At 72.6% G+C, this 21,101-nt stretch carries 20 protein-coding genes; 16 read left to right on the forward strand and 4 right to left on the reverse strand.

Annotated elements, in window-relative coordinates; translation table 11 throughout:
• Nucleotides 1–38 precede the first annotated feature (38 nt).
• From nrfD to AB0K18_RS46795, 3 genes are read left to right on the forward strand one after another with little or no spacing between them, the layout of a single operon-like run.
• Nucleotides 39–1,019, forward strand: a complete 981-nt coding sequence (nrfD, locus tag AB0K18_RS46785; protein ID WP_364928655.1) for an NrfD/PsrC family molybdoenzyme membrane anchor subunit — start codon at nucleotides 39–41, stop codon at nucleotides 1,017–1,019.
• Nucleotides 1,016–1,168 carry a hypothetical protein gene (locus tag AB0K18_RS46790; protein WP_364928565.1) on the forward strand — a complete coding sequence of 51 codons (153 nt, stop codon included), beginning with the start codon at nucleotides 1,016–1,018 and terminating at the stop codon, nucleotides 1,166–1,168. Before nrfD ends, AB0K18_RS46790 begins: the two co-directional genes overlap by 4 nt.
• A 24-nt stretch (nucleotides 1,169–1,192) precedes the next feature.
• Nucleotides 1,193–1,729 (forward strand): NUDIX hydrolase family protein, encoded by a 537-nt coding sequence (locus AB0K18_RS46795; protein WP_355429228.1) that lies wholly within the window; start codon nucleotides 1,193–1,195, stop codon nucleotides 1,727–1,729.
• 2 nt (nucleotides 1,730–1,731) lie between these two features.
• Here the strand turns inward: AB0K18_RS46795 and AB0K18_RS46800 are convergent, their stop codons facing one another.
• The 3 genes from AB0K18_RS46800 to AB0K18_RS46810 all read right to left on the reverse strand — a co-directional run bounded on the left by AB0K18_RS46800 (nucleotide 1,732) and on the right by AB0K18_RS46810 (nucleotide 4,953).
• A complete protein-coding gene (locus AB0K18_RS46800) occupies nucleotides 1,732–2,250 on the reverse strand; it encodes a peptidoglycan recognition family protein (protein WP_364555805.1) in 519 nt (172 codons plus the stop codon).
• A gap of 106 nt (nucleotides 2,251–2,356) precedes the next feature.
• Nucleotides 2,357–3,988, reverse strand: coding sequence for an arylsulfatase (locus AB0K18_RS46805; RefSeq protein ID WP_364928568.1), 1,632 nt, complete (start codon nucleotides 3,986–3,988; stop codon nucleotides 2,357–2,359).
• A gap of 65 nt (nucleotides 3,989–4,053) precedes the next feature.
• On the reverse strand, nucleotides 4,054–4,953 hold the full coding sequence (locus AB0K18_RS46810) for a sulfotransferase (protein WP_364928571.1): 900 nt from the start codon (nucleotides 4,951–4,953) through the stop codon (nucleotides 4,054–4,056).
• 160 nt (nucleotides 4,954–5,113) lie between these two features.
• On the opposite strand from AB0K18_RS46810, the gene AB0K18_RS46815 reads away from it, so the two are divergent.
• The gene (locus tag AB0K18_RS46815; protein ID WP_364928574.1) at nucleotides 5,114–5,980 is read left to right on the forward strand and encodes a hypothetical protein; all 867 of its coding nucleotides are present in this window, start codon (nucleotides 5,114–5,116) and stop codon (nucleotides 5,978–5,980) included.
• Nucleotides 5,981–5,984: 4 nt separating this feature from the next.
• Here AB0K18_RS46815 and AB0K18_RS46820 read toward each other — a convergent pair whose 3' ends face one another.
• Nucleotides 5,985–6,869 carry a MurR/RpiR family transcriptional regulator gene (locus AB0K18_RS46820; RefSeq protein WP_364928577.1) on the reverse strand — a complete coding sequence of 295 codons (885 nt, stop codon included), beginning with the start codon at nucleotides 6,867–6,869 and terminating at the stop codon, nucleotides 5,985–5,987.
• Nucleotides 6,870–6,951: 82 nt separating this feature from the next.
• Here AB0K18_RS46820 and AB0K18_RS46825 point away from each other — a divergent pair, with 82 nt between their 5' ends.
• The 12 genes from AB0K18_RS46825 (at nucleotide 6,952) to AB0K18_RS46880 (ending at nucleotide 21,035) form a co-directional block, all read left to right on the forward strand.
• The gene (locus AB0K18_RS46825; RefSeq protein WP_364928580.1) at nucleotides 6,952–8,502 is read left to right on the forward strand and encodes an ABC transporter substrate-binding protein; all 1,551 of its coding nucleotides are present in this window, start codon (nucleotides 6,952–6,954) and stop codon (nucleotides 8,500–8,502) included.
• A gap of 1 nt (nucleotide 8,503) precedes the next feature.
• Nucleotides 8,504–9,469, forward strand: coding sequence for an ABC transporter permease (locus tag AB0K18_RS46830; protein ID WP_364928583.1), 966 nt, complete (start codon nucleotides 8,504–8,506; stop codon nucleotides 9,467–9,469).
• Nucleotides 9,466–10,290: an ABC transporter permease gene (locus AB0K18_RS46835; RefSeq protein WP_355429204.1), complete on the forward strand. Its 825-nt coding sequence runs from the start codon at nucleotides 9,466–9,468 to the stop codon at nucleotides 10,288–10,290. The genes AB0K18_RS46830 and AB0K18_RS46835 overlap by 4 nt, the downstream gene beginning before the upstream one ends.
• Nucleotides 10,291–10,298: 8 nt before the next feature.
• Nucleotides 10,299–11,198, forward strand: coding sequence for an N-acetylmuramic acid 6-phosphate etherase (gene murQ / locus AB0K18_RS46840; protein ID WP_364928586.1), 900 nt, complete (start codon nucleotides 10,299–10,301; stop codon nucleotides 11,196–11,198).
• Nucleotides 11,195–12,370, forward strand: a complete 1,176-nt coding sequence (locus tag AB0K18_RS46845) for an anhydro-N-acetylmuramic acid kinase (RefSeq protein WP_364928589.1) — start codon at nucleotides 11,195–11,197, stop codon at nucleotides 12,368–12,370. Before murQ ends, AB0K18_RS46845 begins: the two co-directional genes overlap by 4 nt.
• Nucleotides 12,367–13,413: a serine hydrolase domain-containing protein gene (locus AB0K18_RS46850; RefSeq protein WP_364928592.1), complete on the forward strand. Its 1,047-nt coding sequence runs from the start codon at nucleotides 12,367–12,369 to the stop codon at nucleotides 13,411–13,413. The genes AB0K18_RS46845 and AB0K18_RS46850 overlap by 4 nt, the downstream gene beginning before the upstream one ends.
• On the forward strand, nucleotides 13,410–15,002 hold the full coding sequence (locus AB0K18_RS46855) for an ABC transporter ATP-binding protein (protein ID WP_364928594.1): 1,593 nt from the start codon (nucleotides 13,410–13,412) through the stop codon (nucleotides 15,000–15,002). The genes AB0K18_RS46850 and AB0K18_RS46855 overlap by 4 nt, the downstream gene beginning before the upstream one ends.
• Before the next feature lie 36 nt (nucleotides 15,003–15,038).
• Nucleotides 15,039–15,467, forward strand: coding sequence for a helix-turn-helix domain-containing protein (locus AB0K18_RS46860; RefSeq protein WP_364928597.1), 429 nt, complete (start codon nucleotides 15,039–15,041; stop codon nucleotides 15,465–15,467).
• 4 nt (nucleotides 15,468–15,471) lie between these two features.
• Complete coding sequence (locus tag AB0K18_RS46865; RefSeq protein WP_364928600.1) at nucleotides 15,472–16,209, forward strand: carbon-nitrogen hydrolase family protein; 738 nt, start codon at nucleotides 15,472–15,474, stop codon at nucleotides 16,207–16,209.
• A gap of 78 nt (nucleotides 16,210–16,287) precedes the next feature.
• Nucleotides 16,288–17,289: a DUF559 domain-containing protein gene (locus tag AB0K18_RS46870; protein ID WP_364928603.1), complete on the forward strand. Its 1,002-nt coding sequence runs from the start codon at nucleotides 16,288–16,290 to the stop codon at nucleotides 17,287–17,289.
• Nucleotides 17,290–17,292: 3 nt separating this feature from the next.
• Nucleotides 17,293–17,919 (forward strand): hypothetical protein, encoded by a 627-nt coding sequence (locus AB0K18_RS46875; RefSeq protein WP_364928605.1) that lies wholly within the window; start codon nucleotides 17,293–17,295, stop codon nucleotides 17,917–17,919.
• Entirely contained in the window at nucleotides 17,916–21,035 is a 3,120-nt protein-coding gene (locus AB0K18_RS46880) for a DUF87 domain-containing protein (protein WP_364928608.1), read from the forward strand. Before AB0K18_RS46875 ends, AB0K18_RS46880 begins: the two co-directional genes overlap by 4 nt.
• Nucleotides 21,036–21,101 lie beyond the last annotated feature (66 nt).

The following is a 21,101-nucleotide window of genomic DNA, read 5'->3' on the forward strand; positions in this document are numbered from 1 at the left end:
TGGAGGGGGCGGCGCGGATGAGCCAGACCGACGTGCGGATGGACGGCTCGGCGGAGCTGCGCGGCGAGCGCGAGGCGACGCCGGGCTCGGCGGGCCGCCGGCGCGAGCGGCTGCTGGTGCCGAAGGCGGAGTTCGACTCCTACTACGGGCGGCCGGTGCTGAACGAGCCGACCTGGCAGGCGCCGGACATCGCCGGCTACCTGTTCCTCGGCGGCCTGGCGGGCGCGTCGTCCACGCTGGCCGCCGCGGCCGACCTGACCGGCAGGCCGCGCCTGGCCAGAGTGGGCAAGGTGGGGGCGGTGTGCGCGCTGGGCGGCTCGCTGTACGCGCTCATCCACGACCTGGGCAGGCCCGAGCGGTTCGTCAACATGCTGCGGGTGTTCAAGGTGACCTCGCCGATGAGCGTCGGCACGTGGCTCCTGAGCGCGTACGGGCCGCAGGCCGGGCTCGCGGCGGCGGCGAGCCTCACGGGGGTGGCGCCGGGCGTGGGCCGGGCGGCGACCGTGGGGGCGGGGCTGGTGGGTCCGGCGGTGGCGACGTACACGGCGGCGCTGATCTGCGACACGGCGGTGCCGGCCTGGCACGAGGGCTACCGGGAGATGCCGTTCCTGTTCGCCGGGTCGGCGGCGGCCTCGGCGGGCGGGCTCGGCATGTTCGCCGCGCCGCTGGACGAGGCGGGGCCGGCGCGGCGGGCGGCGGTGCTGGGCGCGGCGGTGGAGTGCGTGGCCGCGCTGCGCATGGAGCGCAGGCTGGGGCCGCTGGCCGAGCCGCTCAAGCGCAGCAGGCTGCTGCGGCTGGGCGAGGCGCTGTCGGTGGCGGGGGCGGTCGCGGGGGCCACCGTGGGCCGGCGCAGCAGGGTCGCCGCGATGGCGGCGGGCGTGGCGCTGCTGGCCGGGTCGGCGTGCACCCGGTTCGGGATCTTCCAGGCGGGGATGGAGTCGGCGCGCGACCCCCGTTACACCGTCCAGCCGCAGCGCAGGCGGCTGGCCAAGGCGAGAGCGGAGCGTGATCTCACATGAAGCGGAAAGTCGCGGAATATCTGCCGTTCTTCGGCATCGTGGTCGTCGTCTGCACGGCGTCGTGGCTGGCGGGCCGTACGCCGCCGGAGGGCGTCCCGTGGGGCATCCCGTGGGGCATCCCGTGGGGCAAGGCCAGGGTACGGCGCTGAGCCCGCTGGCCTTACGATCAGCAGATGACCGAAAAGACCGAAACGACGCCCGCCTGGCTCGCACCCGAGGACCTGGAGTCGGTGCGGGGCCGGATGCCGATCCTCTACATCGACGCCGTGCCGGTGCGCGTCGATGACACCGGCGTGGTGACCCATGTCGGGCTGCTGCTGCGCATCTCGTCGGACGGCACGGTCAGCCGGGCACTGGTCTCCGGCCGGGTGCTGCACCACGAGCGGATCCGCGACGCCCTGATGCGTCACCTGGAGAAGGACCTCGGCCCTGTGGCCCTTCCCCGCATCCCGGCCTCGCCGCAGCCGTTCACGGTGGCCGAGTACTTCCCGACGCCCGGCGTCACCCCTTACCACGACCCGCGCCAGCACGCCGTCTCGCTGGCCTACATCGTGCCGGTGGCCGGTGACTGCCGGCCCCGTCAGGACGCGCTCGACCTGGTGTGGTTCACCCCGGAGGAGGCGGCCTCGCCGGTGGTGCAGCAGGAGATGGCCAACGGTCAGGGTGTGCTGCTCAAGCAGGCGCTGGCCCACGTGGGCCGGCTGGTCTGAGGTCAGGGACGCTCCGCCCCGGCTTCGACCCAGCGGTAGAGCGGGTCGCCGGGGCAGGAGGTGTCGTAACCGTCGCGGTGTCCCTTGACCTCGCGGCCGGCGTCGCCGTGCTCGCGCAGGTACTCGATGGCGTCGACCAGGGCGTGCAGCAGGTCGTCGTTGGGCTCGGTCAGGCCCGAGCTGCCGAGCAGCGCGAGCACCGCGTAGTGGCCCGAGTTGAGGCCGGCGCCGTTGGCGGCCGGCAGGTGGTGCGGGCCGCGCCCGACGAAGACCTGCCGGTGGGGGCAGCAGACCATGTTGTAGCCGAGGTCGATGTAGCGTTCGCCGCGCCCGCCCGCCATGTGCATGCGCTGGATGTCGCGGACGAGGTCGGCGCAGCGGTCGTGGTTGCCGGCGTCGGCGAGGTCGGCGGGCACCTTGCCGCCGGTGTAGTGGATCTTCACGCCCTTGGTGGAGCGCAGGCGGGTGTAGGGGCTGCTCGGCTTCTTGGCGTTCCATTCGGCTCTGGTGACCAGGTTCATGCGGGCCTCTCTTCGCAGGAATGTCCTGGTCACCAGAATGTCAACTTTCTGTAGTTGTGTCATAACTCTTCGTGACTAGAGTGGGCTGCCGTCCAGGTGAGGGTGGTCAGCCGGGCGTGAGCGCCCTGTGGGCGTGCCGGAAGACCTGCTTCCTGCCGGCGGCCCTGAAGTCGGCGCGCGCGGTGAACCGGCCGGACGGCACGGGGAAGCCCACCGAGATCGCCATGCCGGGGGCCACCGAGGCCACCTTGCGCGCCCGCGCGCCCCGCTCGCCGTCGAGGCTGAGCCGCACATCCCTCCAGGGCTCGGCGGAGCCGTTGTGCAGGGTCACCACGACCTGGTCCCCCGTCATCTCCGTGCGCAGCCCGTACGGCAGGCGCGGGTCGGGGCCGATCGACCGGTCGAGCCTGGCCAGCAGCTGCCTGGCCAGGTCGGGGTGGGTCTCGGCCAGGTCGCGGCGTTCGTACGGGTCGGTGCCGAGGTCGTACAGCTCGATCCTGCCCTGCGGGCCCGCCCCCGCGATGTGCGGGTTGAACCTGACCGCCTTCCACCGGCCCCTGCGGATGGCCTGGGCCTTGCGCGGGCGGTTCCACACCAGGTGGTCGTGCTTGGGCGCGCTGCCGCCGGTGAGCAGGCCGCGGAAGGACAGGCCGTCGATGCGGGCGGGTACCGGCACCTCGGCCAGGTCGGCGAGAGTGGGCAGCACGTCCCAGAACGCGACCGGCTGCCTGACCACGCGGTGCCGCAGGCCGGGCGACCAGGCGATCATGGGGACGCGGATGCCGCCCTCGTACACGTCGCGCTTGTCGCCGCGGAAGGGGCCGTTGGAGTTGAACAGCTCGGGCGTCACGCCCTTCTCGTGGTGCGGGCCGTTGTCGCTGGTGAACAGCACCAGCGTGCGCTCGGCCACGCCCGCGTCGCGCAGCGCCCTGATGAGCGCGGCCACGTCGGTGTCGAGGCGGGCCACCTGGGCGGCGTGCCGCCGGTTCGGACCGCTCCACGGGCGGCTCTCGTAGGGGCCGGCGTCGCCGGGGACGGCGCTGGGGGCGTGCGGGAGGTTGGTGGCGAAGTACAGCAGGAACGGCTTGTCGCTGTCGTCGTTGATGAACTCGACGGCGCGCTCGCGGAACAGGTGCGGCGCGTACGACTTGCCGCTGAGCTGCACCTTCTTGCCGTTGTGCCACAGGTACGTGGGGAAGTACTGGTGGGCGTGCTTGTGGCCGATGTAGCCGTAGAACTCGTCGAAGCCGCGGGCGTTCGGGTGCGAGACGTGGCCGGGGTCCTCGGGGCCGAACCCCCACTTGCCGATGCACGCCGTCCGGTAGCCCGCCAGCCGCAGCAGCTCGGCGAAGGTGAGGTCGGCGTCGGTCAGCGCGTGCTGCGGCCCGCCCTCCGGGTTCTCGCGTACGGTGCCATGCCCGGCGTGCAGGCCGGTGAGCAGGGCGCAGCGGGACGGCGCGCACAGCGGCGCCCCCGAGTACGCGGTCGCGAACTTCACCCCCTCGGCGGCGAGCTTGTCGAGGTTGGGGGTGCGGATGGAACGCTGCCCGTTGCTGCCGATCTCTCCCCATCCCAGGTCGTCGGCCAGGATGAGCAGGATGTTCGGCCGCTCGGGCAGGGTGCCGCGGCTGATGGACGATTCGGCGCTCGCCGGTGCGCCCGCGGAGGTGGCCGCGGGCAGGGCGAGGCCGGCGAAGGTACCGGCGAATAAGGCACGGCGCGAAGGCCCGTTGATCACGAAGGGCAACATATCGGAGGCCATGGCGAATGGTGGGCGAATGACCGGCGAACTCTGTCACACCATCACGAAAGGTATCCCCATGTCCGGCAGATGCCGTGCAGCTCCTCGGGGATCTCCTCCGGCTCCGGCAGCGGGCGGCCCTCGACGACGGTGCCCGCGCGGATCTTGTCGCGCCAGTCGCCGATGCCCTTGACGAAGCCGCCGTGGTCCTGGCGGCCGTAGTCGAGCATGGCGGGCTCGTACTCCAGGCCGAGGAACGCGCACAGGCGGCGCAGCTCGGCCTCGGGGCCCGCGACCAGGTCCTCGTAGCGCAGGGTGAGGCCCTCCAGGTGGGTGCGGGCCTCCTGGAGGTAGGTCATGTAGCTGAGCGTGCGCGGCACGGCCTCCTCCATGGGCCGCTTGCCGGGGTCGGCCTCGTGCCAGGACTGCACGATCGACATGGGGTGGCGCAGCAGGAAGACGAAGCGGGCGTCCGGCCAGCAGGTGGCGATGCGCCGCCAGGCGAAGACGTTGCTCGGCGTCTTCTCGGCCAGCACCGGCTTGCCGCTGCGGGTCAGCTCGCGGTGGAGCAGCCGGTCCCAGACGAGGTGCTCGATGTCGCTGTGGGTGTGGCCGAGCAGTTCCATGGCCTGGCGTACGGGGTCGGTGCCGAGGCCCACGCTCACCCGCCTGAAGTGGGTCTCGATGGGCGCGTGCACGTGGGAGTGGCTGTTCAGCATGACGCGCAGCAGCGTGGAGCCCGAGCGTACGGACGACAGCAGGAAGACCGGCGCGCGCAGCAGCCGGTCGTGCGCCGGGTCCTCCGGGGCCCGCACCTGGTCGCCGGGCAGGCGCTGCAGCTCCAGCGGCGGCTTCGGCGGCGTCTTGGGCGGCGGTTTCTGCGGCTGCCTGCGCGGCCGGCGCGTGAGCGTGTATCCCGTCAGCCCTTCGAGCGTGGCGTTGGCCCGATACCTCCAGTTCATGGCCCCACAAGGTAGGGGCCGCCCGTGAACCGCAGGTGAATCGGGGCTGTGAACGTGTCGCCGAGATGACAGCTCATCCGTGCACTTGTGCGCGGAGCGGAACATGACTCCGGCTCACTATGAACCCGTCAGCAGTTGAACCACTCCTTGAGGAGGAGTCATGCACAAGCTCGCACGACGAGCCCTGCGCCTGTCGTTACTCGGCGGTCTGGCCGCCGGGGCGCTCGCCGCGCTGCCCGCGGCCGGCCACGCCACCGCCGCCTCCGCTGCCGCGGCCGGCACCTCGTCCGCGTCCGTCCGCGTGGCCGGCGGCCTGCTCCAGCTCGACTACCTCGGCTCCACCGACGCCAACAACGTCATGATCACCCTGGAGTCCGGCACGAACGCGCTGCGGATCAGCGACTCTGTGCGCATCGTCCCCGGCGCCGGCTGCGTCAACGCGCCCGGCGACCTCACGACCGCGCGCTGCTCGGTCGGCATCACCAGGATCGCCGCCCGGCTCGGCGCCGGCGCCGACCGGTTCATCTCGCTGGTCCCGCTGCAGGGCACGGTCGAGGGCGACGCGGGCGACGACGTGTTCCGCCCGAGCCAGTCGAAGGGCACGGTGGGCGCGGCGACCAGCCGGATCCTGTACGTGGGCGGCGCCGGGGAGGACACCGCCGACTACTCCGGCGTGCTCGCCAGCGGCCCTGGCGGCAACACCGGCGTGACGGTGAGCCTGGACCAGGCGTACGACGACGGGCGCCCGGCCGACGGCTCCCGCCCGGCCGACCAGGACAACGTGCAGGCCGAGAACCTGACCGGCAGCTCGTTCGGCGACCGGTTCACCGGCGACGGCCTGGCGAACAAGCTGGTCGGCGGCAACGGCAGGGACGACCTGTCGGCGGCCGGCGGCGCGGACCTGATCGACCTGCGCGACACCACCGGCGACCACCTGTCGTTCTGCGGCGACGGCCAGGACGTCGCGCTGATCGACCCGGGGGCGCGCGACCGGGTTGGCGTGGACTGCGAGACCGTCCAGCAGTAGTGGCTCACTCGCGGGTGACGCGCCGGTCGTGCACCACCGCGTACGTGTTGCGCAGCGCCTCCATCGACGCGTCGTAGGAGGCCTGCGCGACCCCGGTGAACAGGCAGTCCACGACCATGAGCTGGGCGATGCGGCTGCCCAGCGCGCCGGAGCGGAACCTGGTCTCCCGTGCGGCCGTCGTGAGCGTCACGTCGGCCGCGCGGGCCAGCGGCGAGTCGCCGAAGTTGGTGATCGCGATCGTGGCGGCGCCCGGCTTGCGGGCGATGGCGAGGAACTCGACGGTGTCCACGGTGGCGCCGGTGTGGGAGACGGCCACCGCCACGCAGCCGGGACCGAGCGTGGCGGCGGAGGTCCACGCGGAGTGGGAGTCGTGCCAGTTGATCGCGGTACGCCCGATGCGCGACAGCTTCTGCTGCAGGTCGAGCCCCACGAGCGCGCTCGCGCCGACGCCGAAGGTGTCGATCCTGCGGGCCCCGAGCAGCAGCTCGACCGCCCGGCCGAGGGCGTCCATGTCGAGGTAGCGTGCGGTGTCGGCGATGGAGAGGGTCTCGTTCATGGCGACCTTGGAGACGATGCCGGCCAGGCTGTCGTTCCTGTCGATGTCGCCGGAGACCTCGGGCAGGCTGGCCGTGGCCAGCTCCTCCCTGGCGACGGCCCGGGTGAGGTCGATCCTGAAGTCGCGGTAGTGGCTGTAGCCCATGCGGCGGTAGAAGCGGACGACGGAGGTCGTGGAGGTCTGGCAGCGGGCGGCCAGCTCGGCGATCGACAGGTTGGCCGCGGCGGCGGGCTCTTCGGTGAACTCCTCGGCGATGCGCCGCTCGGAGGGACGCAGCGCGGGCATGGCCGCGCGGATCCGGATCAGCAGGGTCTCCGCGTCCTCGCCCGTCATCACTCATCCCCGTCGAAGGAAAATAAATACCCAGGTGGTAGGGTCTGTGTAATTTTATGACCTACTGCCCCAAGGAGAGCACATGCCCCGTGGCGCCTTCTCCGCGGTCGGCGTCGCCGCTGCGCTGTCCGTCGCACTGACCGCCTGCTCGTCCTCCGGCGGAGCCCCCGCCTCCGATCCGGGCGCCACCGCCCAGGGCGGCGGCTCCCTCGTCGTCGGCGTCACCTCCGACCCTGACACGCTCTTCCCCTGGAAGGCCACCCAGTTCACCGCCGTCAACGTGCTGCAGAACCTGTACGGCACGCTGACCGAGTTCGACAAGGACCTCAACGTGGTCCCCGGCCTGGCCGAATCCTGGGAGACCGGCAAGGACGGCAAGGAGCTGACGCTCAAGCTGCGCCAGGGCGTGACGTTCGCCGACGGCAGCGCGTTCGACTCCGAGGACGTCAAGGCGTCCCTCGACAAGATCATGGACGAGAAGACGGCCGCGGTCGCCCGCGCCTCCCTGTCGTCGGTGAAGTCGGTGAAGGCGCCCGACAAGAACACCGTGGTGCTGGAGCTGAGCGGCCCCGACGCCGCGCTGCCGGCCAACCTGGCCACCGTCAACATGGCCATGCTCTCCTCCGACGACACCGAGGAGAAGCTGACCACCACGCCCAACGGCACCGGCCCGTTCACCCTCGGCAAGCGGGTGCCCAGCCAGTCGCTCACGCTGACCAGGAACGACAAGTACTGGGGCGCGGAGAAGGCGAAGGCGGGCTCGGTCGAGTTCCGGGTCATCCCCGACGAGTCGTCCATCGTCTCGGCCATGCAGTCGGGCAACGTCCAGCTCGCGGTCTTCAACGACCCGCTCGTCGCGCAGACCGCCGAGGGCGGCGGCACGATCAGCGTGGCCAAGACGCCGCAGCTCAACTACCACGTCCTGCAGCTCAACGCGCAGCGCGGCGAGCTCAAGGACGTCAACGTGCGCCTGGCCATGCAGTGCGCGATCGACCGCAAGCAGGTGCTCGACACGGCCGCGCTCGGCGAGGGCGAGGTGACCGGGCCGATGACCGCGCCCGCGTTCAAGTCCGACCCGAACAAGCGCCCCTGCCCCACCCGCGACCTGGCCAAGGCCGCCGACTACCTCGCCAAGGCCGGCAAGCCGGGCGGCGTGACGGTCAAGGCGATCGTCTCCCAGGGCGAGTACGCCACCTCCGTCAACGAGGCCCAGAACCTCAAGGCCCAGCTCGCCGAGGCCAAGATCAACCTGGACCTGGAGGTGCTGGAGTCCGGCGCGTTCGTGGACCGCTGGGTCGCCGCCGACTTCGACGCGGCCGTGGCGCTGAACGGCGGCAGGCCCGACCCCGACGGCTCCTACGGCCGCTACTTCACCAGCGACGGCAACCTCAACAAGGTCGCCGGCTACAGCTCGCCCGCGCTGGACAAGCTGTTCGCGGAGGGCAAGGCCACCGACGACCAGGCCGCCCGCAAGGCGATCTACGACAAGGTGGCCGCCGAGCTGGAGGACAACGCCGCCTGGATCTGGCTGTTCGCCGGCTACACCTACACCGCGACCACCCAGAACGTGCAGGGCTTCGTGCCGATGGCCAGCGGCTCCCTGCAGTACCTGCGGACGACGTCCGTCGGCTGACATGAAGTTCGTACGCAACCGGGCGCTGCGCCGCGTCGCGGAGACGATCGGGATCCTGTTCGGGGTGGCCGTGGTCGTCTTCGTGATGCTGCGGGCGCTGCCCGGCGACCAGATCACGGCCGGGCTGGGCACGGAGGCCGCCGCGCTCACCCCGGCCCAGCGGCAGGCCCTCGAGCAGTACTACGGCCTGGACCAGCCGCTGGTCACGCAGTTCTTCTCGTGGCTCGGCAACATGTTCACCGGCAACTTCGGCTACTCGGCCCGCTCCCAGCAGAGCGTGCTGGAGCTGACCATGAACGCGCTGCCGGTGACGTTCGAGCTGGCCGTGTTCTCGATCGTGCTGGCGCTGCTGATCGGGGTGCCGCTGGGCATGCTGGCGGCCTCGCGGACGAACTCGGTGCGCGACGCCGCCGGCCAGGTGGTGAGCCTGGCGGGCCTGTCGATCCCGGCGTTCCTGCTGGCCACCACGCTGCTGTCGGTCTTCGCCGCGTCGTTCGGGTTCAACCCCAACGGGCAGGGCTTCGCCCCTCTCTTCGAGAACCCGCTGCTCAACCTGCAGCAGATGTTCCTGCCGGCGCTCGTGCTCGGCTTCGGCATCGCGGCGCCGATCCTGCGCACCACGCGTACGGCGGTGCTGGAGGTGCGCTCGGACGACTTCGTGCGCACCGCCCGCGCCAAGGGCGTGCCCGAGCGGCGGCTGCAGATCAGGCACGTGCTGGGCAACGCGCTCGTGCCGATCGTGACCATGACCGGGCTGCAGTTCGGCTACCTGCTGGGCGGCGCGGTCGTGGTGGAGCAGATCTTCTCGGTGCCGGGCATCGGACGGCAGGTGCTGCTCGGCATCCAGCAGAAGGAGTACGCGGTCGTGCAGAGCACCGTCCTGGTGATCGCGCTGGCGTTCGTGCTGGTCAACCTGCTGACCGACCTGCTCTACCGGGTGATCGACCCGCGGGTGAGGGCGTCATGAGGCGGAGTCCCGCCGCCCTCGCGGGCATCGTGATCCTGGCGGTGCTGGCGGTCGTGGCCGTGCTGTCGTACCTGGGGATGCTGCCCTACGACCCGATCGCGCAGCATCCGCCGTCGCGCTTCCTGGGGCCGTCGGGCGAGCATCTCTTCGGCACCGACCAGTTCGGGCGCGACGTGTTCTCCCGGGTGGCCGCGGGGGTGGGCAACTCGGCGCTGATCGCGGTGGTCGCGGTGGCGTTCGCGACCGTGGTGGGCACGCTGGGCGGGCTGGTGTCGGGCTTCTACCGGGGCTTCGCCGACGGCGCGATCGGCGGTGTGACGAACGTGCTGTTCGCGTTCCCGCCGCTGCTGCTCGCGCTGTCGCTGGCCTCGGTGCTGAACCGCAACTGGTTCACCATCGCCGTGGCCATCGCCATCGTCTACGTGCCGATCTTCATCAGGGTCACCAGGGGGCCCGTGCTCTCGCTCAGGGAGATCGAGTACGTCAGGGCGGCCGTCTCGACCGGCCAGAGCCGCTGGCAGATCATGCTGCGCCACGTGCTGCCGAACATCACCTCGATCATCGTCGTCCAGGTCGCGCTGTCGCTGTCGTGGGCGGTGCTGACCGAGGCGTCGCTGAGCTTCCTGGGCCTCGGCACCCCTCCCCCCGCACCGTCACTGGGTTCGATGATCTTCGAGGCGCGCAGCCTGGTGTTCATCGCCCCGTGGACGCTGATCGCGCCCGGCGCGGTCGTCGTGCTGCTCGTCGTCGGGCTGAACCTGCTCGGCGACGGCCTGCGCGACACTCTCGACCCCAGAAACCGCGGACACCGAGGAACCTGAGGAAAGCGGTGAATCTCTCCGAACTGACGACCGAGTCGGCCGACCCGCGCTTCGCCGGCATCGACACCATGAGCGTGGGCGAGCTGGCGGCGACCATGAACGCGGCCGACGCGGGCGTGCCCGCCGCGGTGCGGACGGCGCTGCCCAGCATCACCCCCGCCATCGAGGCCGCCGCGGCCCGCATGGAGACCGGCGGGCGGCTGGTCTACGTGGGCGCGGGCACTCCCGGCAGGCTTGGCGTGCTGGACGCCTCCGAGTGCCCGCCGACCTTCTCCACGCCGCCCGGCCAGGTGTTCGCGATCATCGCGGGCGGTGAGAGCGCGATCGTCTCGCCGTGCGAGGGCGCCGAGGACGACGAGGCGGCCGGCGCCGCCGCCGTCGAGTCCGCGGGCATCGGGCCGCTGGACACCGTGGTGGGCATCGCCTCCAGCGGGCGGACGCCGTACGTGCTGGCCGCCGTGCGGCGGGCCCGCGAGCTGGGCGCGCTGACCGTGGGGCTGTCGTGCAACGCGGGCACCCCGCTGAGCGCGGCGGCCGAGCACGGCATCGAGGTGCTCGTCGGGCCCGAGGTGATCAGCGGCTCCACCCGGCTCAAGGCGGGCACCGCGCAGAAGCTCGTGCTCAACATGTTCTCGACGATCGTGATGGTGCGGCTCGGCAAGACGTACGGCAACCTCATGGTCGATGTGAAGGCCAGCAACGGCAAGCTGCGCGAGCGGGCCGTGCGCATGGTCGCGACGATCACCGGGGCCGGCCGCGACGAGGCACTGGCCGCCCTGGAGACCAACGGGTTCAACGTCAAACAGGCGGTCGTGGCCTCGCGCTTCGACCTGTCACCGCAGGACGCCGCGGCCCGGCTGGCCGCGGCCGGCGGGCGGCTGCGGGTCGCTCTGGGGGAGACGGCATGAGGGTTCTCGGGATGATCTCCGGCACCTCGCACGACGGGATCGACGCCGCCATCGTGGATTTCGCAGCGGACTTCGAGCTCACCGGGGGCGTGCTCGAAGGCAGGGTCGGGTACACCGCGAGCACGCCGTATCCGGAGGAGCTGCGGGCGCGGCTGATCGCGGCGCTGCCGCCGGCGCCGACCACGCTGGCCGAGGTGTGCGAGCTGGACACGCTCATCGGGCAGCGTTTCGCCGACGCCGCCGCGGCGGCCGTCGCCGCGGGCGGGCCCGTGGACCTGATCGTCTCGCACGGGCAGACCGTCTACCACTGGGTGGAGGGCGCGCACGCGCGCGGCACCCTGCAGATCGGCCAGCCCGCCTGGATCGCCGAGCGCACCGGCGCACCGGTGCTGTCGGACGTGCGCATCAGGGACATCACCGCCGGCGGGCACGGCGCCCCGCTGGTGTCGGTGCTGGACGGCCTGCTGCTCGGCGCGCACGAGGGCGGCGCGGCGGCGCTCAACCTCGGCGGCATCTCCAACATGACCGTGGTACGCGGCGACGACCTGTACGCCTACGACATCGGCCCCGCCAACGCCATGATCGACGCCGTGGTGACCGGCAGGGGCCTGCACCCGCGCGGCTTCGACGAGGACGGCCGCATCGCCGCCTCAGGCCAGGTGCACGAGGGCCTGCTGGCGGTGCTGCTGGACGAGCCGTACTACCGGCTCGGCCCGCCCAAGAGCACCGGCAAGGAGCTGTTCCACCCCGGCTACGTCGAGCAGGCGCTGGCGCGGACCGCCGCGCCGGTCGGCGACGCCGACCTGGTGGCCACGCTGACGGAGCTGACCGTGCGGACCGTCGCCCAGGACGTGCGCGCGGCGGGCGTGGGCGCGCTGGTCGTCTCCGGCGGCGGCGCCCGCAACCCCGTGATCATGGACGGGCTGCGCGCCGCGCTGCCCGGTGTGCGGGTGGCGCCGTCCGACGCGTACGGCGCGCCCGCCGACGACAAGGAGGCCATCGCGTTCGCGCTGATCGGCTGGCTGACCGCGCACGGCCTGCCGGGCACCGTCCCCGGCGGCACGGGCGCGAGCGCCGCCCGCGTCCTCGGCACGCTCACCCCGGGCGCGGGCCCGCTGGTGCTGCCCGCGCCGCTCGCGGCGGCGCCGCGCTCGCTGGTGCTCACCCGATGACCGTCACCGCGCAGCCGCCGCCTGGCCTGATCATGGCGGCGCGTACGCCGTGGTTCGAGCTCACCGAGGTCACCGGGCACCGCACGGTGCGCGCGACCGACGCCGGGCTCGAGGGGGTGGCCAGGATGACCCTGGAGACCTACCACGACCTGGCCTCGGTGACCAAGGTCATGGCGACGACGGCGATGCTCATCCGGCTGGTCTCCGACCGGCTGGTGGACCTGGACGCGCCGCTCAGCGCGTACCTGCCGCACTCGTACGAGGCCATCACCGTGCGCGACCTGCTGCTGCACCGGGGCGGCCTGTGGGAGTGGTGGCCGCTCTACGTCCAGCACCGGCTGCCGCCGCCGCGCTACCGTCCCGGCCGCGCCCGCCACTACTCCGACCTGGGCTTCATCCTGCTCGGCCGGATCGTCGCCGCCGTCACGGGGCTGCGCCTGGACCGGGCGCTGGCCGAGCTGGTCACCAGGCCGCTCGGCCTGACCTCCACCACGTACGCCCGCCCGGCCGGCTCCGAGGTCGCCATGAGCGCGCTGGACGACCGGGCCGAGATGACCATGCTGGACACCGGCCGGCCGTACCCGGTGCCGTATCGCAGCGGCGACTTCGCCGGCTGGCGTACCGGGCCGGTGCTGGGCGAGGTGGCCGACGGCAACGCCCACCACGCCTTCGGCGGCGTGGCGGGCCACGCGGGCCTGTTCTCGACGGTGCCCGACCTGCTGAAGTACGGCGCCGCCCTGGCCAGGTACGAGGAGCACGACCACCTGTGGCGGCCGGAGGTCGTCCGCGAGTTCCTCTCCCCCGGCCCCGACCCCGAGCAGGCGCTGGGCTTCCGCAGGTACGCGCTCGACCTGCCCGGCGAGACCGTCACCGTGCTCGGGCATCCCGGCTACGTCGGCTGCGCGGTCGGCTTCGTGCCCGGCCGCGACATCGTGCTGGCCCTGGCGAGCAACCGCCTGCTCGTCGAGGGCACCCCCACCCCCACGGACGCCCTCTGGGCCGGCCTGCTGCAGGCCGTCGAACAGCGATCGAGGACCGCATGACGACCCCGCTTCTGGAGATCGACGACCTCTCCGTCGCCTTCCGCACCCGCAAGCAGGACGTCACCGTCGTCAAGAACGTCTCCATGAGCATCCTGCCCGGCCAGACCGTCGCCGTCGTGGGCGAGTCGGGCTCGGGCAAGTCCACCACGGCGGCGGCGGTCAACCGGCTGCTGCCCGACAACGGCCGCATCACGAGCGGGCGGGTCGTGTTCGACGGCCGGGACCTGGTCAGGGCGTCGGCGCGGGAGATGACCGCGATCCGCGGCGCCGGCATCGGCCTGGTGCCGCAGGACCCGATGTCGAACCTGAACCCGCTCATGCGCATCGGCGACCAGATCGCCGAGGCCCTGGAGGTGCACGGCGTGGCCACCGGCAAGGCGGCCCGCGAGCGGGTGGCCGAGCTGCTGGACATGGTGGGCATCCAGGACGCGCGGCGGCGGGCCAGGCAGTACCCGCACGAGTTCTCCGGCGGCATGCGGCAGCGGGCGCTGATCGCCATGGGGCTGGCCTGCCGGCCCAAGCTGCTCATCGCCGACGAGCCGACCTCCGCGCTCGACGTGACCGTGCAGCGGCGCATCCTCGACCAGCTCGAACAGCTCACCGCCGAGATGGGCACCGCCGTCTTCCTCATCACGCACGACCTGGCGCTCGCCGCGGAGCGGGCCGACGTGGTCGCCGTGATGTACCACGGCGAGATCGTGGAGACCGGGCCCGCCGCGGGCATCCTGGGGGATCCCGGGCACGAGTACACCCGGCGGCTGCTCGGCGCCGTGCCGAGCCTGTCGTCCGTACGGGTGCCGGAGCCGCCCCGCGACACGGCCGACCTGGTCGTGGTGGACGGGCTGCGCAAGGTGTTCCCCGGCAGGGACGGCGACCCCGACTTCACCGCCGTGGACGAGGTGTCGTTCACGATCCCGCGCGGGCAGACGGTCTCGATCGTGGGCGAGTCGGGCTCCGGCAAGTCCACGACCGCGAACCTGCTGCTCGGCCTGGACGAGCCCACCGCGGGAAGCATCCGCTTCGACGGCACGGACCTCGCCGGGCTCGGGCGGCGTGAGCTGTTCGCCTTCCGCAGGCGGGTGCAGCCGGTCTTCCAGAACCCGTACGCCTCGCTCGACCCCCGCTACACGGTCGAGAAGTCGATCACCGAGCCGCTGCGCGTGCACCGCGTCGGCACCCCGGCCGAGCGGAGGAAGACGGCCGCCGAGCTGCTGGAGAAGGTGTCGCTGCCGGCCTCCATGGCCGGGCGGCTGCCGCACGAGCTGTCCGGCGGCCAGCGCCAGCGGGTGGCCATCGCCCGCGCCCTGGCCCTGTCGCCCGAGCTGGTCGTGCTGGACGAGGCCGTCTCGGCGCTGGACGTGCTGGTGCAGGCGCAGATCCTGGAGCTGCTCGCCGAGCTGCAGCGGGAGCTGGGACTCAGCTACCTGTTCATCAGCCACGACCTGGCCGTGGTGCGGATGATCTCGCACCGGGTGCACGTCATGCGGGCCGGGCGCGTCGTGGAGAGCGGCACGGCCGGCGAGATCTTCGGCCACCCGTCCGACGGCTACACCCAGGAGTTGCTCGCCGCGATCCCCGGCAGCAGGTAAGTTGGAATTTCAGACTTACAGGTGGGAGGGGTGGTCATGCCCAGACAATGCTCGATCGCCAACGCGCTCGAAATCGTCGGCGAGCGGTGGAGCCTGCTGGCGCTGCGGGAGATCTTCCTGGGCGTGCGCCGCTTCGACCAGATCGCCCGCAACACCGGCGCCAGCCGCGACATCCTGACCGCCAGGCTGCGCAAGCTGGAGGAGGCCGGCCTGCTCGAACGCCGGCCGTACGAGTCGCGCCCGCCGCGCCACGAGTACGTGCTCACCGAGTCGGGCCGGGCGCTGCACGAGGTGCTGCTGACGCTGATGTCGTGGGGCGACCGCTACGTCACCGACGGCCCGCCGCCCACCGTCTGGGCCCACACCTGCGGCAAGGTGCTGGAGCCCGTCACGGTCTGCGCGAGCTGCAACAAGCCGGTGCAGGCCGAGGAGATGGCCACGCTGCGCGTGCACGAGCCACAGTAGTCACGTGAAGATCCTTTTAGCCCAGCCCCCGCACTGGTCCCCCGACGGTCACGCCAACTTCGACGCCGTCGAGACCCTGATCGGCTCCTCCGGTCCCTGCGCCGACGTGCTGCTGCTGCCCGAGCTGGCCGGCTCCAGCCTGCCCCGCGCCGACTACCTGGCCAGGGTGCGCGATCTCGCCACCGGCTCGGGCATGGCGGTCGTCGGCGGCTCGCACTACGACGGGCCGGTCAACCGGGGCGCGGTCTTCGACGCGGGCGGCACGCTGCTGCTGGAGTACGACAAGGTGCACCCGTACGGGCTGGAGCTGCGCTCCGGCATCCGGCCCGGCCGTCCGAGCGCCGGCTTCGAGCTGGCCGGCCGACGGCTGCACGTGCTGCTCTGCGCCGACCTGTGGTACTCCGCCAGCCTGGCCGGGCGCGACGGCCTCGACGCCGTGCTGGTGCCCGCCTTCTCCGTCACCCGCTGGGACGGCCCCGCCCCCGCCAGGGAGCTGTGGCAGCACATGAGCGTGGCGCGGGCGTACGAGTTCATGACGTACGTGGCGGTCAGCGACTGGCACCACGAGACCACGTACCACGGGCACCCGTGCGCGGGCGTGACCGGCCTGGCCAACCCCTGCCCGAAGACGCACACAGGGTTCTTCACCGGCCCGCCCGACGCGCCCGTCTCGGTCCACGAGCTGGACTTCGCCCGCCTGGACGCCTTCCGCTCCGACCGCGCGGCCCGCGGCTTCCGCTGACACCCAGGGGCTGACAGCCGGGCCGGCGGCCCGATACGGTCGCTGCTGCCCCCTGAATGCTCGATGGAGTGGTGTCCTGTGCGGTCGTGGTCAGAGCTGCCGGTCGGCCGGGTGGTCCGGCTCGACGCCGACGCCGAGGCGATCGCCGTGAGCGTCGACCCGCTGCCACCGGACGCCCCCGCCGTCCTCACCTACCGGCCAGGCCCGGTGACCTCCGTCTCCGGGCTGGTCGCCGCCGTCCTCGACGAGCTGGACGCGGCGGCCGTCGCGCTGTTCCCCGCCTGGTTGCCGGGGGCCGAGGGCATCGAGGGGCCGGGCGGCGCGCACCTGCCCGCCGTCCGTGCTCTGGCGCTGCGCAGGGCCGCCGCGAGTGAGCATTATGGACCGTTCCTGGCCGAGCTGGCCGAGCGAGCGCTGGCGGGCGGGCCCAGCCGGTTACGGCCCGAGGTGCGGGCGGCCGGGCTGGCCAGGGCGCTGGCCGACAGCTTCGGCAGGAGCCGCACCGCCCTGCTGGTCCGCGTCCCCGAGGGGCTCACCGCCGCCGGGCAGGAGGTACTGGTCGCCGCGTGCGAGTGGCTGGCGCACCGGGGGGCGCTGGGGGTGTGGCTGGCGGGCGCGCCGCTGGAGGCCGTCGATCGGCTGGAGACGGTCAAGCCGCTTCTTCCCGCTCTCACCGTCCCCGTCCTCCCCGTCGTCCCCGAGCCGCCGCGGGTGTCGTACCCGGCGCCGGTCGGGCGGCCGCATCCCGGCAGTCCCGGCGAGCAGGCGCTGGAGGCGGCCCTTTCCCGGCAGTCGTGGGCGTACGGGCGGGCGTGGAACCAGACGTACCAGCCGCATCCGCTGGCCGTGCCGATCCGGCTCGACCTGGTGTGGGAGCGGGAGCGGTGCGTGGTGGAGATCGACGGCGACGACCACCGGCAGGCCGCCACGTTCGCCGCCGACCGGGCCCGCGACGTGCGGCTGCAACTCGACGGTTACGCCGTGCTGCGCTTCCTCGATGTTCAGGTGTTGACCGACACCACTACCGTGATCAACTCGATCGCGCGGTTCCTGCGGAACCGCCGCGGGACGGAAGGATGAAATATGCCGAACGGGCTGTCGCTTCCCGAATTCGCCGCCTTGGTCGTGCTGGCCGTCGAGGCCCGCGAGGTGCCCAACACCGAGCTGAAACAGCGGTACAAGCTGTCACTCGACGGTAGACATCGGGTGCGGCTCAACGACATGAAGCTGGTCGAGAGCCGGCGGGTGGGACGGGGGTACTCCCACACGCTGACCGACTCCGGGTGGGCGCGCCTCGCCGAGGACCTCGGCACGGGAACGTTCCCGGTGATGAGCGGCTCGGCCGGCGCGATCGCGGTCGCGTTACTGGGGTGGCTGCCGCGCTACATGCGGCGTACCGAGCAGAGCCTGGCCGATGTCCTCCAGCCCGACGATCCGGCCGAGGCCGCTGACGTCGAGGAGCGCATCCGGGCCGCGTACACCGCGCTCGCCGCCCGGCCCGGCGCGTGGGTCAGCCTGACGGACGTCCGCGACCGACTGCCCGATGTGCCGCGCGCCGACGTGGACGCGACGCTCGTCCGCATGGAGCGGCTCCCCGACGTCAACCTCGTCCCCGAGTCGAACCAGAAGACGCTCGGCCCGCGCGACCGCGACGCCGCCGTGGTCATCGGCGACCAGGCCAAGCACCTGCTCTGGATCGGTCAGCGGTGACGGGCGGCGCACAGGACCTCGCCGCGCTCAGCTTCAACTACACCGAGAGCGCCGACGACGTGTGGCGCCGCTCCGAGTACCACGTGGAGGGGCTGCACGGCGCGTCCGCCCAGATCGTCCTGGACGGCCTCGCCGAGGCGGCGGGACGCGCGGACGGCAGCCCCATCGGCGTCGTCGTGCAGGGGCAGCGCGGCACCGGCAAGACGCACCTGCTCGGCTGGGTACGCGAGCAGGCCCAGCGCCAGGGCGGCTACTTCGTGCTGGTGAGCCTGCTCGACGCCAAGGGCTTCTGGGAGAGCACCGTGGTGTCGATCCTGGACAGCCTCTTCCGGCCGCGCGAGGACGGGCAGGTGCAGCTCGCGGTGTTCCTCGACCGGCTGGCCGTCCAGGTGGGCGTCTCCCGCATGACGCGCCGCGCCGTCACCGGCAAGCGGCGCATCACCAGGGAGGAGCTCGACACGTTCATCACCCGGCTGCGCCAGTCGCACCCGCAGGTCGGCAAGGACTGCCAGGACGCGGCGCGTGCCCTGGTGCTGCTGGCCGGCGAGGACCTCGCGCTGCAGGACCTGGGCGAGGCGTTCCTGTCGTCGGCTCCCGAGGGCGAGCCGGGCGAGCGGGCGCGGTGGGGCATCCGCCAGGTCGGCAGGACGCCGCAGGAGATCGTCAGGGACGTCTCCCGCCTGCTCGCGCTCACCGGTCCGACGGTCATCGCGGTGGACCAGATCGACCCGCTGGTCGCGCAGTCCTCCACGGCGACCCAGAGCGGCGGGCTCGACCCGGGCGAGGCGCTGCTGATCGAGCGCATCGCGGGCGGGCTCATGGCGTTGCGCGAGGTCACCCGGCGGACGCTCACCGTGGTCACCTGCATCCCCGCCACCTGGGCGCTCATCGAGAACGTGGCCGTGGACACCGTACGCGACCGGTTCCGTCACGCCGTCCAGCTCATGACCATCCCCGACGCCGACACCGCGCGGACCCTCGTCGCGCGGCGGTTCGAGGTGCAGTACGGCGAGGCCGGCGTCAAGCCGCCCCACCCGACGTGGCCGGTGCGTCCCGAGGCGTTCGAGCAGGCTCCCGGCTTCACGCCGCGCCAGCTCCTCATCCGCATCGACCAGCACGTACGGGCCTGCGTCCAGGACGGCGAGGTCAGGGAGCTCACCGGCTTCACCACCGACCGGCCTGAGCCGGCGCCCGTGCCCGCGCCGCCCTCCTCCGGCGCCCTGGCCGCGATCGACGCCCGCTTCGCCGAGCTGCGCGACGCCGGGCCCGCCCCGGTGATCGACCAGGCGAGCGAGGACACCGCCCTGCCCCCGCTGCTCGCGGCCGGACTGTCGGCCTGGATCGCCGAGCGGGGCGAGGCCGGGACGCCGTTCAGCGTGGACCCGCCGCCCAGCCAGAAGCCGCCCCTGCACGCCAGGCTGCGCCGCACGCTGGACGAGGCCAGGGAGGACGAGGTCCACTGGGCCTTCCGCGCCGTCACCGCCGGGCACGGCAACGCGGCGCTCAACCGGGTGCGCAAGGCGTGCGTGGCCGCCGGCCTCGACGCCGACGTCCCGAAACGCCACCTGTTCCTGCTCCGCAACACGCCCTGGTCGAAGGGCGGGGCCACCCAGGCCGCGATCGCCGCCTTCGAACGCGCCGGCGGCCGCACCCTGAGCTGGGCCGACGACGACCTGCGGGCTCTGGCTGCCTTGAAGACTCTGCTGTCGGAGAACCCCCCGAACCTACGAGCTTGGCTCACCTCCCGCCGCCCCACGAAAGCGATCCCCTTCCTCACCGAGGCCCTGACCGGCCCCTGGACCGTTCCCACGTCCTCGAGAGGTCCCGTGCCCGCGCAGCCCCCCACCCCCACGCAGCCCGTGGGCGCGCGGCAGGGGGGCGCAAGTGATGCGCTGTCCTTGGTGGTCGGGCGGCGGGTCTCCGATGGGGTGGACGTCAGTGTCGCGCTGGAGGCGCTCAGGAAGCATGTGGCGATCTTCGCCGGGTCCGGGTCCGGCAAGACCGTGCTCATCCGGCGGCTGGTCGAGGAGTGTGCGCTGCGCGGCGTGTCCGCCATCGTGATCGACCCGAACAACGACCTGGCCAGGCTGGGCGACCCCTGGCCGCAGGAGCCGCCGGGGTGGGAGGCGGGTGACCGGGAGCGGGCGCGGGAGTACCTGGAGAACACCGACGTCGTGGTGTGGACGCCGGGCCGCGCGGGCGGCCGCCCGCTGGCCTTCCAGCCGCTGCCCGACTTCACGAGCCTCGCGAACGACCCCGACGAGTTCGCGGAGGCGGTGGAGGCGGCGGTGTCGTTCATCGTGCCGCGCATCAGGCTGGACGCCCGTACGGAGAAGGCGCAGCGCGGCCAGGCGGTGCTGCGCAAGGCGCTCGCGTACTACGGCCGCCGGGGTGCGACCAGCCTCAAGGGCCTGACCGCGCTGCTGTCGGACCTGCCCGGCGGCGTGAGCGAGCTGGCCGGCGCCCAGCGCATCGCCGCCGAGCTGGCCCAGTCGCTGACCGCCGCGATGGACAACGACCCGCTGTTCGGCGGGACGGGCACGCCGGTGGACCCCGGCCTGCTGATCACGCCGCCCGCGGGGAAGCGGGCCAGGGTGTCGGTGATCAGCCTGGTCGGCCTGCCGTCGCTGGAGCAGCGCCAGAGCTTCGTGAGCCAGCTGCAGATGGAGCTGTTCGTCTGGTTCAAGCGGCACCCGGCGCAGGACCGGCCGCTGGGCGCGCTGCTGGTGACGGACGAGGCGCAGACGTTCGCCCCGGCGACGGGCACCGCGGCCTCCACCCGCAGCACGGTGCTGCTGGCCTCGCAGGCCCGCAAGTACGGCCTCGGCCTGGTCTTCGCCACCCAGGCGCCGAAGGGCCTGCACAACCAGATCCCGGGCAACGCGGCCACGCAGTTCTTCGGCCTGCTGAACGCCCCGATCCAGATCACGGCGGCCAAGGAGATGGCCAGGCAGAAGGGTGGCGACGTGCCGGACATCTCGCGGCTCGGCGCGGGCCAGTTCTATGTGGCGTCCGAGGAGAGCGCGTTCACCAAGACGCGCGTCCCGATGTGCCTGACGTGGCACCCGAAGTCGCCGCTGACGACGGAGGAGGTCATCGGGAAGAGCCGGGCATGACGAAAGGGGGAGCGCCGGTGCGGCGCTCCCCCTCAGCCGGGAGCACCCGTCAGGCGCTCCCCCTTC

This window comes from Nonomuraea sp. NPDC049421 (assembly GCF_040677005.1).
GTDB classification, from domain to species: domain Bacteria; phylum Actinomycetota; class Actinomycetes; order Streptosporangiales; family Streptosporangiaceae; genus Nonomuraea; species Nonomuraea salmonea.

Coding starts and splice junctions, on each gene's coding strand:
- nrfD (WP_364928655.1), top strand. CDS start 39: ATGGACGGCTCGGCGGAGCTGCGCGGCGAGCGCGAGGCGACGCCGGGC.
- AB0K18_RS46790 (WP_364928565.1), top strand. CDS start 1,016: ATGAAGCGGAAAGTCGCGGAATATCTGCCGTTCTTCGGCATCGTGGTC.
- AB0K18_RS46795 (WP_355429228.1), top strand. CDS start 1,193: ATGACCGAAAAGACCGAAACGACGCCCGCCTGGCTCGCACCCGAGGAC.
- AB0K18_RS46800 (WP_364555805.1), bottom strand. CDS start 2,250: ATGAACCTGGTCACCAGAGCCGAATGGAACGCCAAGAAGCCGAGCAGC.
- AB0K18_RS46810 (WP_364928571.1), bottom strand. CDS start 4,953: ATGAACTGGAGGTATCGGGCCAACGCCACGCTCGAAGGGCTGACGGGA.
- AB0K18_RS46815 (WP_364928574.1), top strand. CDS start 5,114: ATGCACAAGCTCGCACGACGAGCCCTGCGCCTGTCGTTACTCGGCGGT.
- AB0K18_RS46820 (WP_364928577.1), bottom strand. CDS start 6,869: ATGACGGGCGAGGACGCGGAGACCCTGCTGATCCGGATCCGCGCGGCC.
- AB0K18_RS46825 (WP_364928580.1), top strand. CDS start 6,952: ATGCCCCGTGGCGCCTTCTCCGCGGTCGGCGTCGCCGCTGCGCTGTCC.
- AB0K18_RS46830 (WP_364928583.1), top strand. CDS start 8,504: ATGAAGTTCGTACGCAACCGGGCGCTGCGCCGCGTCGCGGAGACGATC.
- AB0K18_RS46835 (WP_355429204.1), top strand. CDS start 9,466: ATGAGGCGGAGTCCCGCCGCCCTCGCGGGCATCGTGATCCTGGCGGTG.
- AB0K18_RS46845 (WP_364928589.1), top strand. CDS start 11,195: ATGAGGGTTCTCGGGATGATCTCCGGCACCTCGCACGACGGGATCGAC.
- AB0K18_RS46850 (WP_364928592.1), top strand. CDS start 12,367: ATGACCGTCACCGCGCAGCCGCCGCCTGGCCTGATCATGGCGGCGCGT.
- AB0K18_RS46855 (WP_364928594.1), top strand. CDS start 13,410: ATGACGACCCCGCTTCTGGAGATCGACGACCTCTCCGTCGCCTTCCGC.
- AB0K18_RS46860 (WP_364928597.1), top strand. CDS start 15,039: ATGCCCAGACAATGCTCGATCGCCAACGCGCTCGAAATCGTCGGCGAG.
- AB0K18_RS46875 (WP_364928605.1), top strand. CDS start 17,293: ATGCCGAACGGGCTGTCGCTTCCCGAATTCGCCGCCTTGGTCGTGCTG.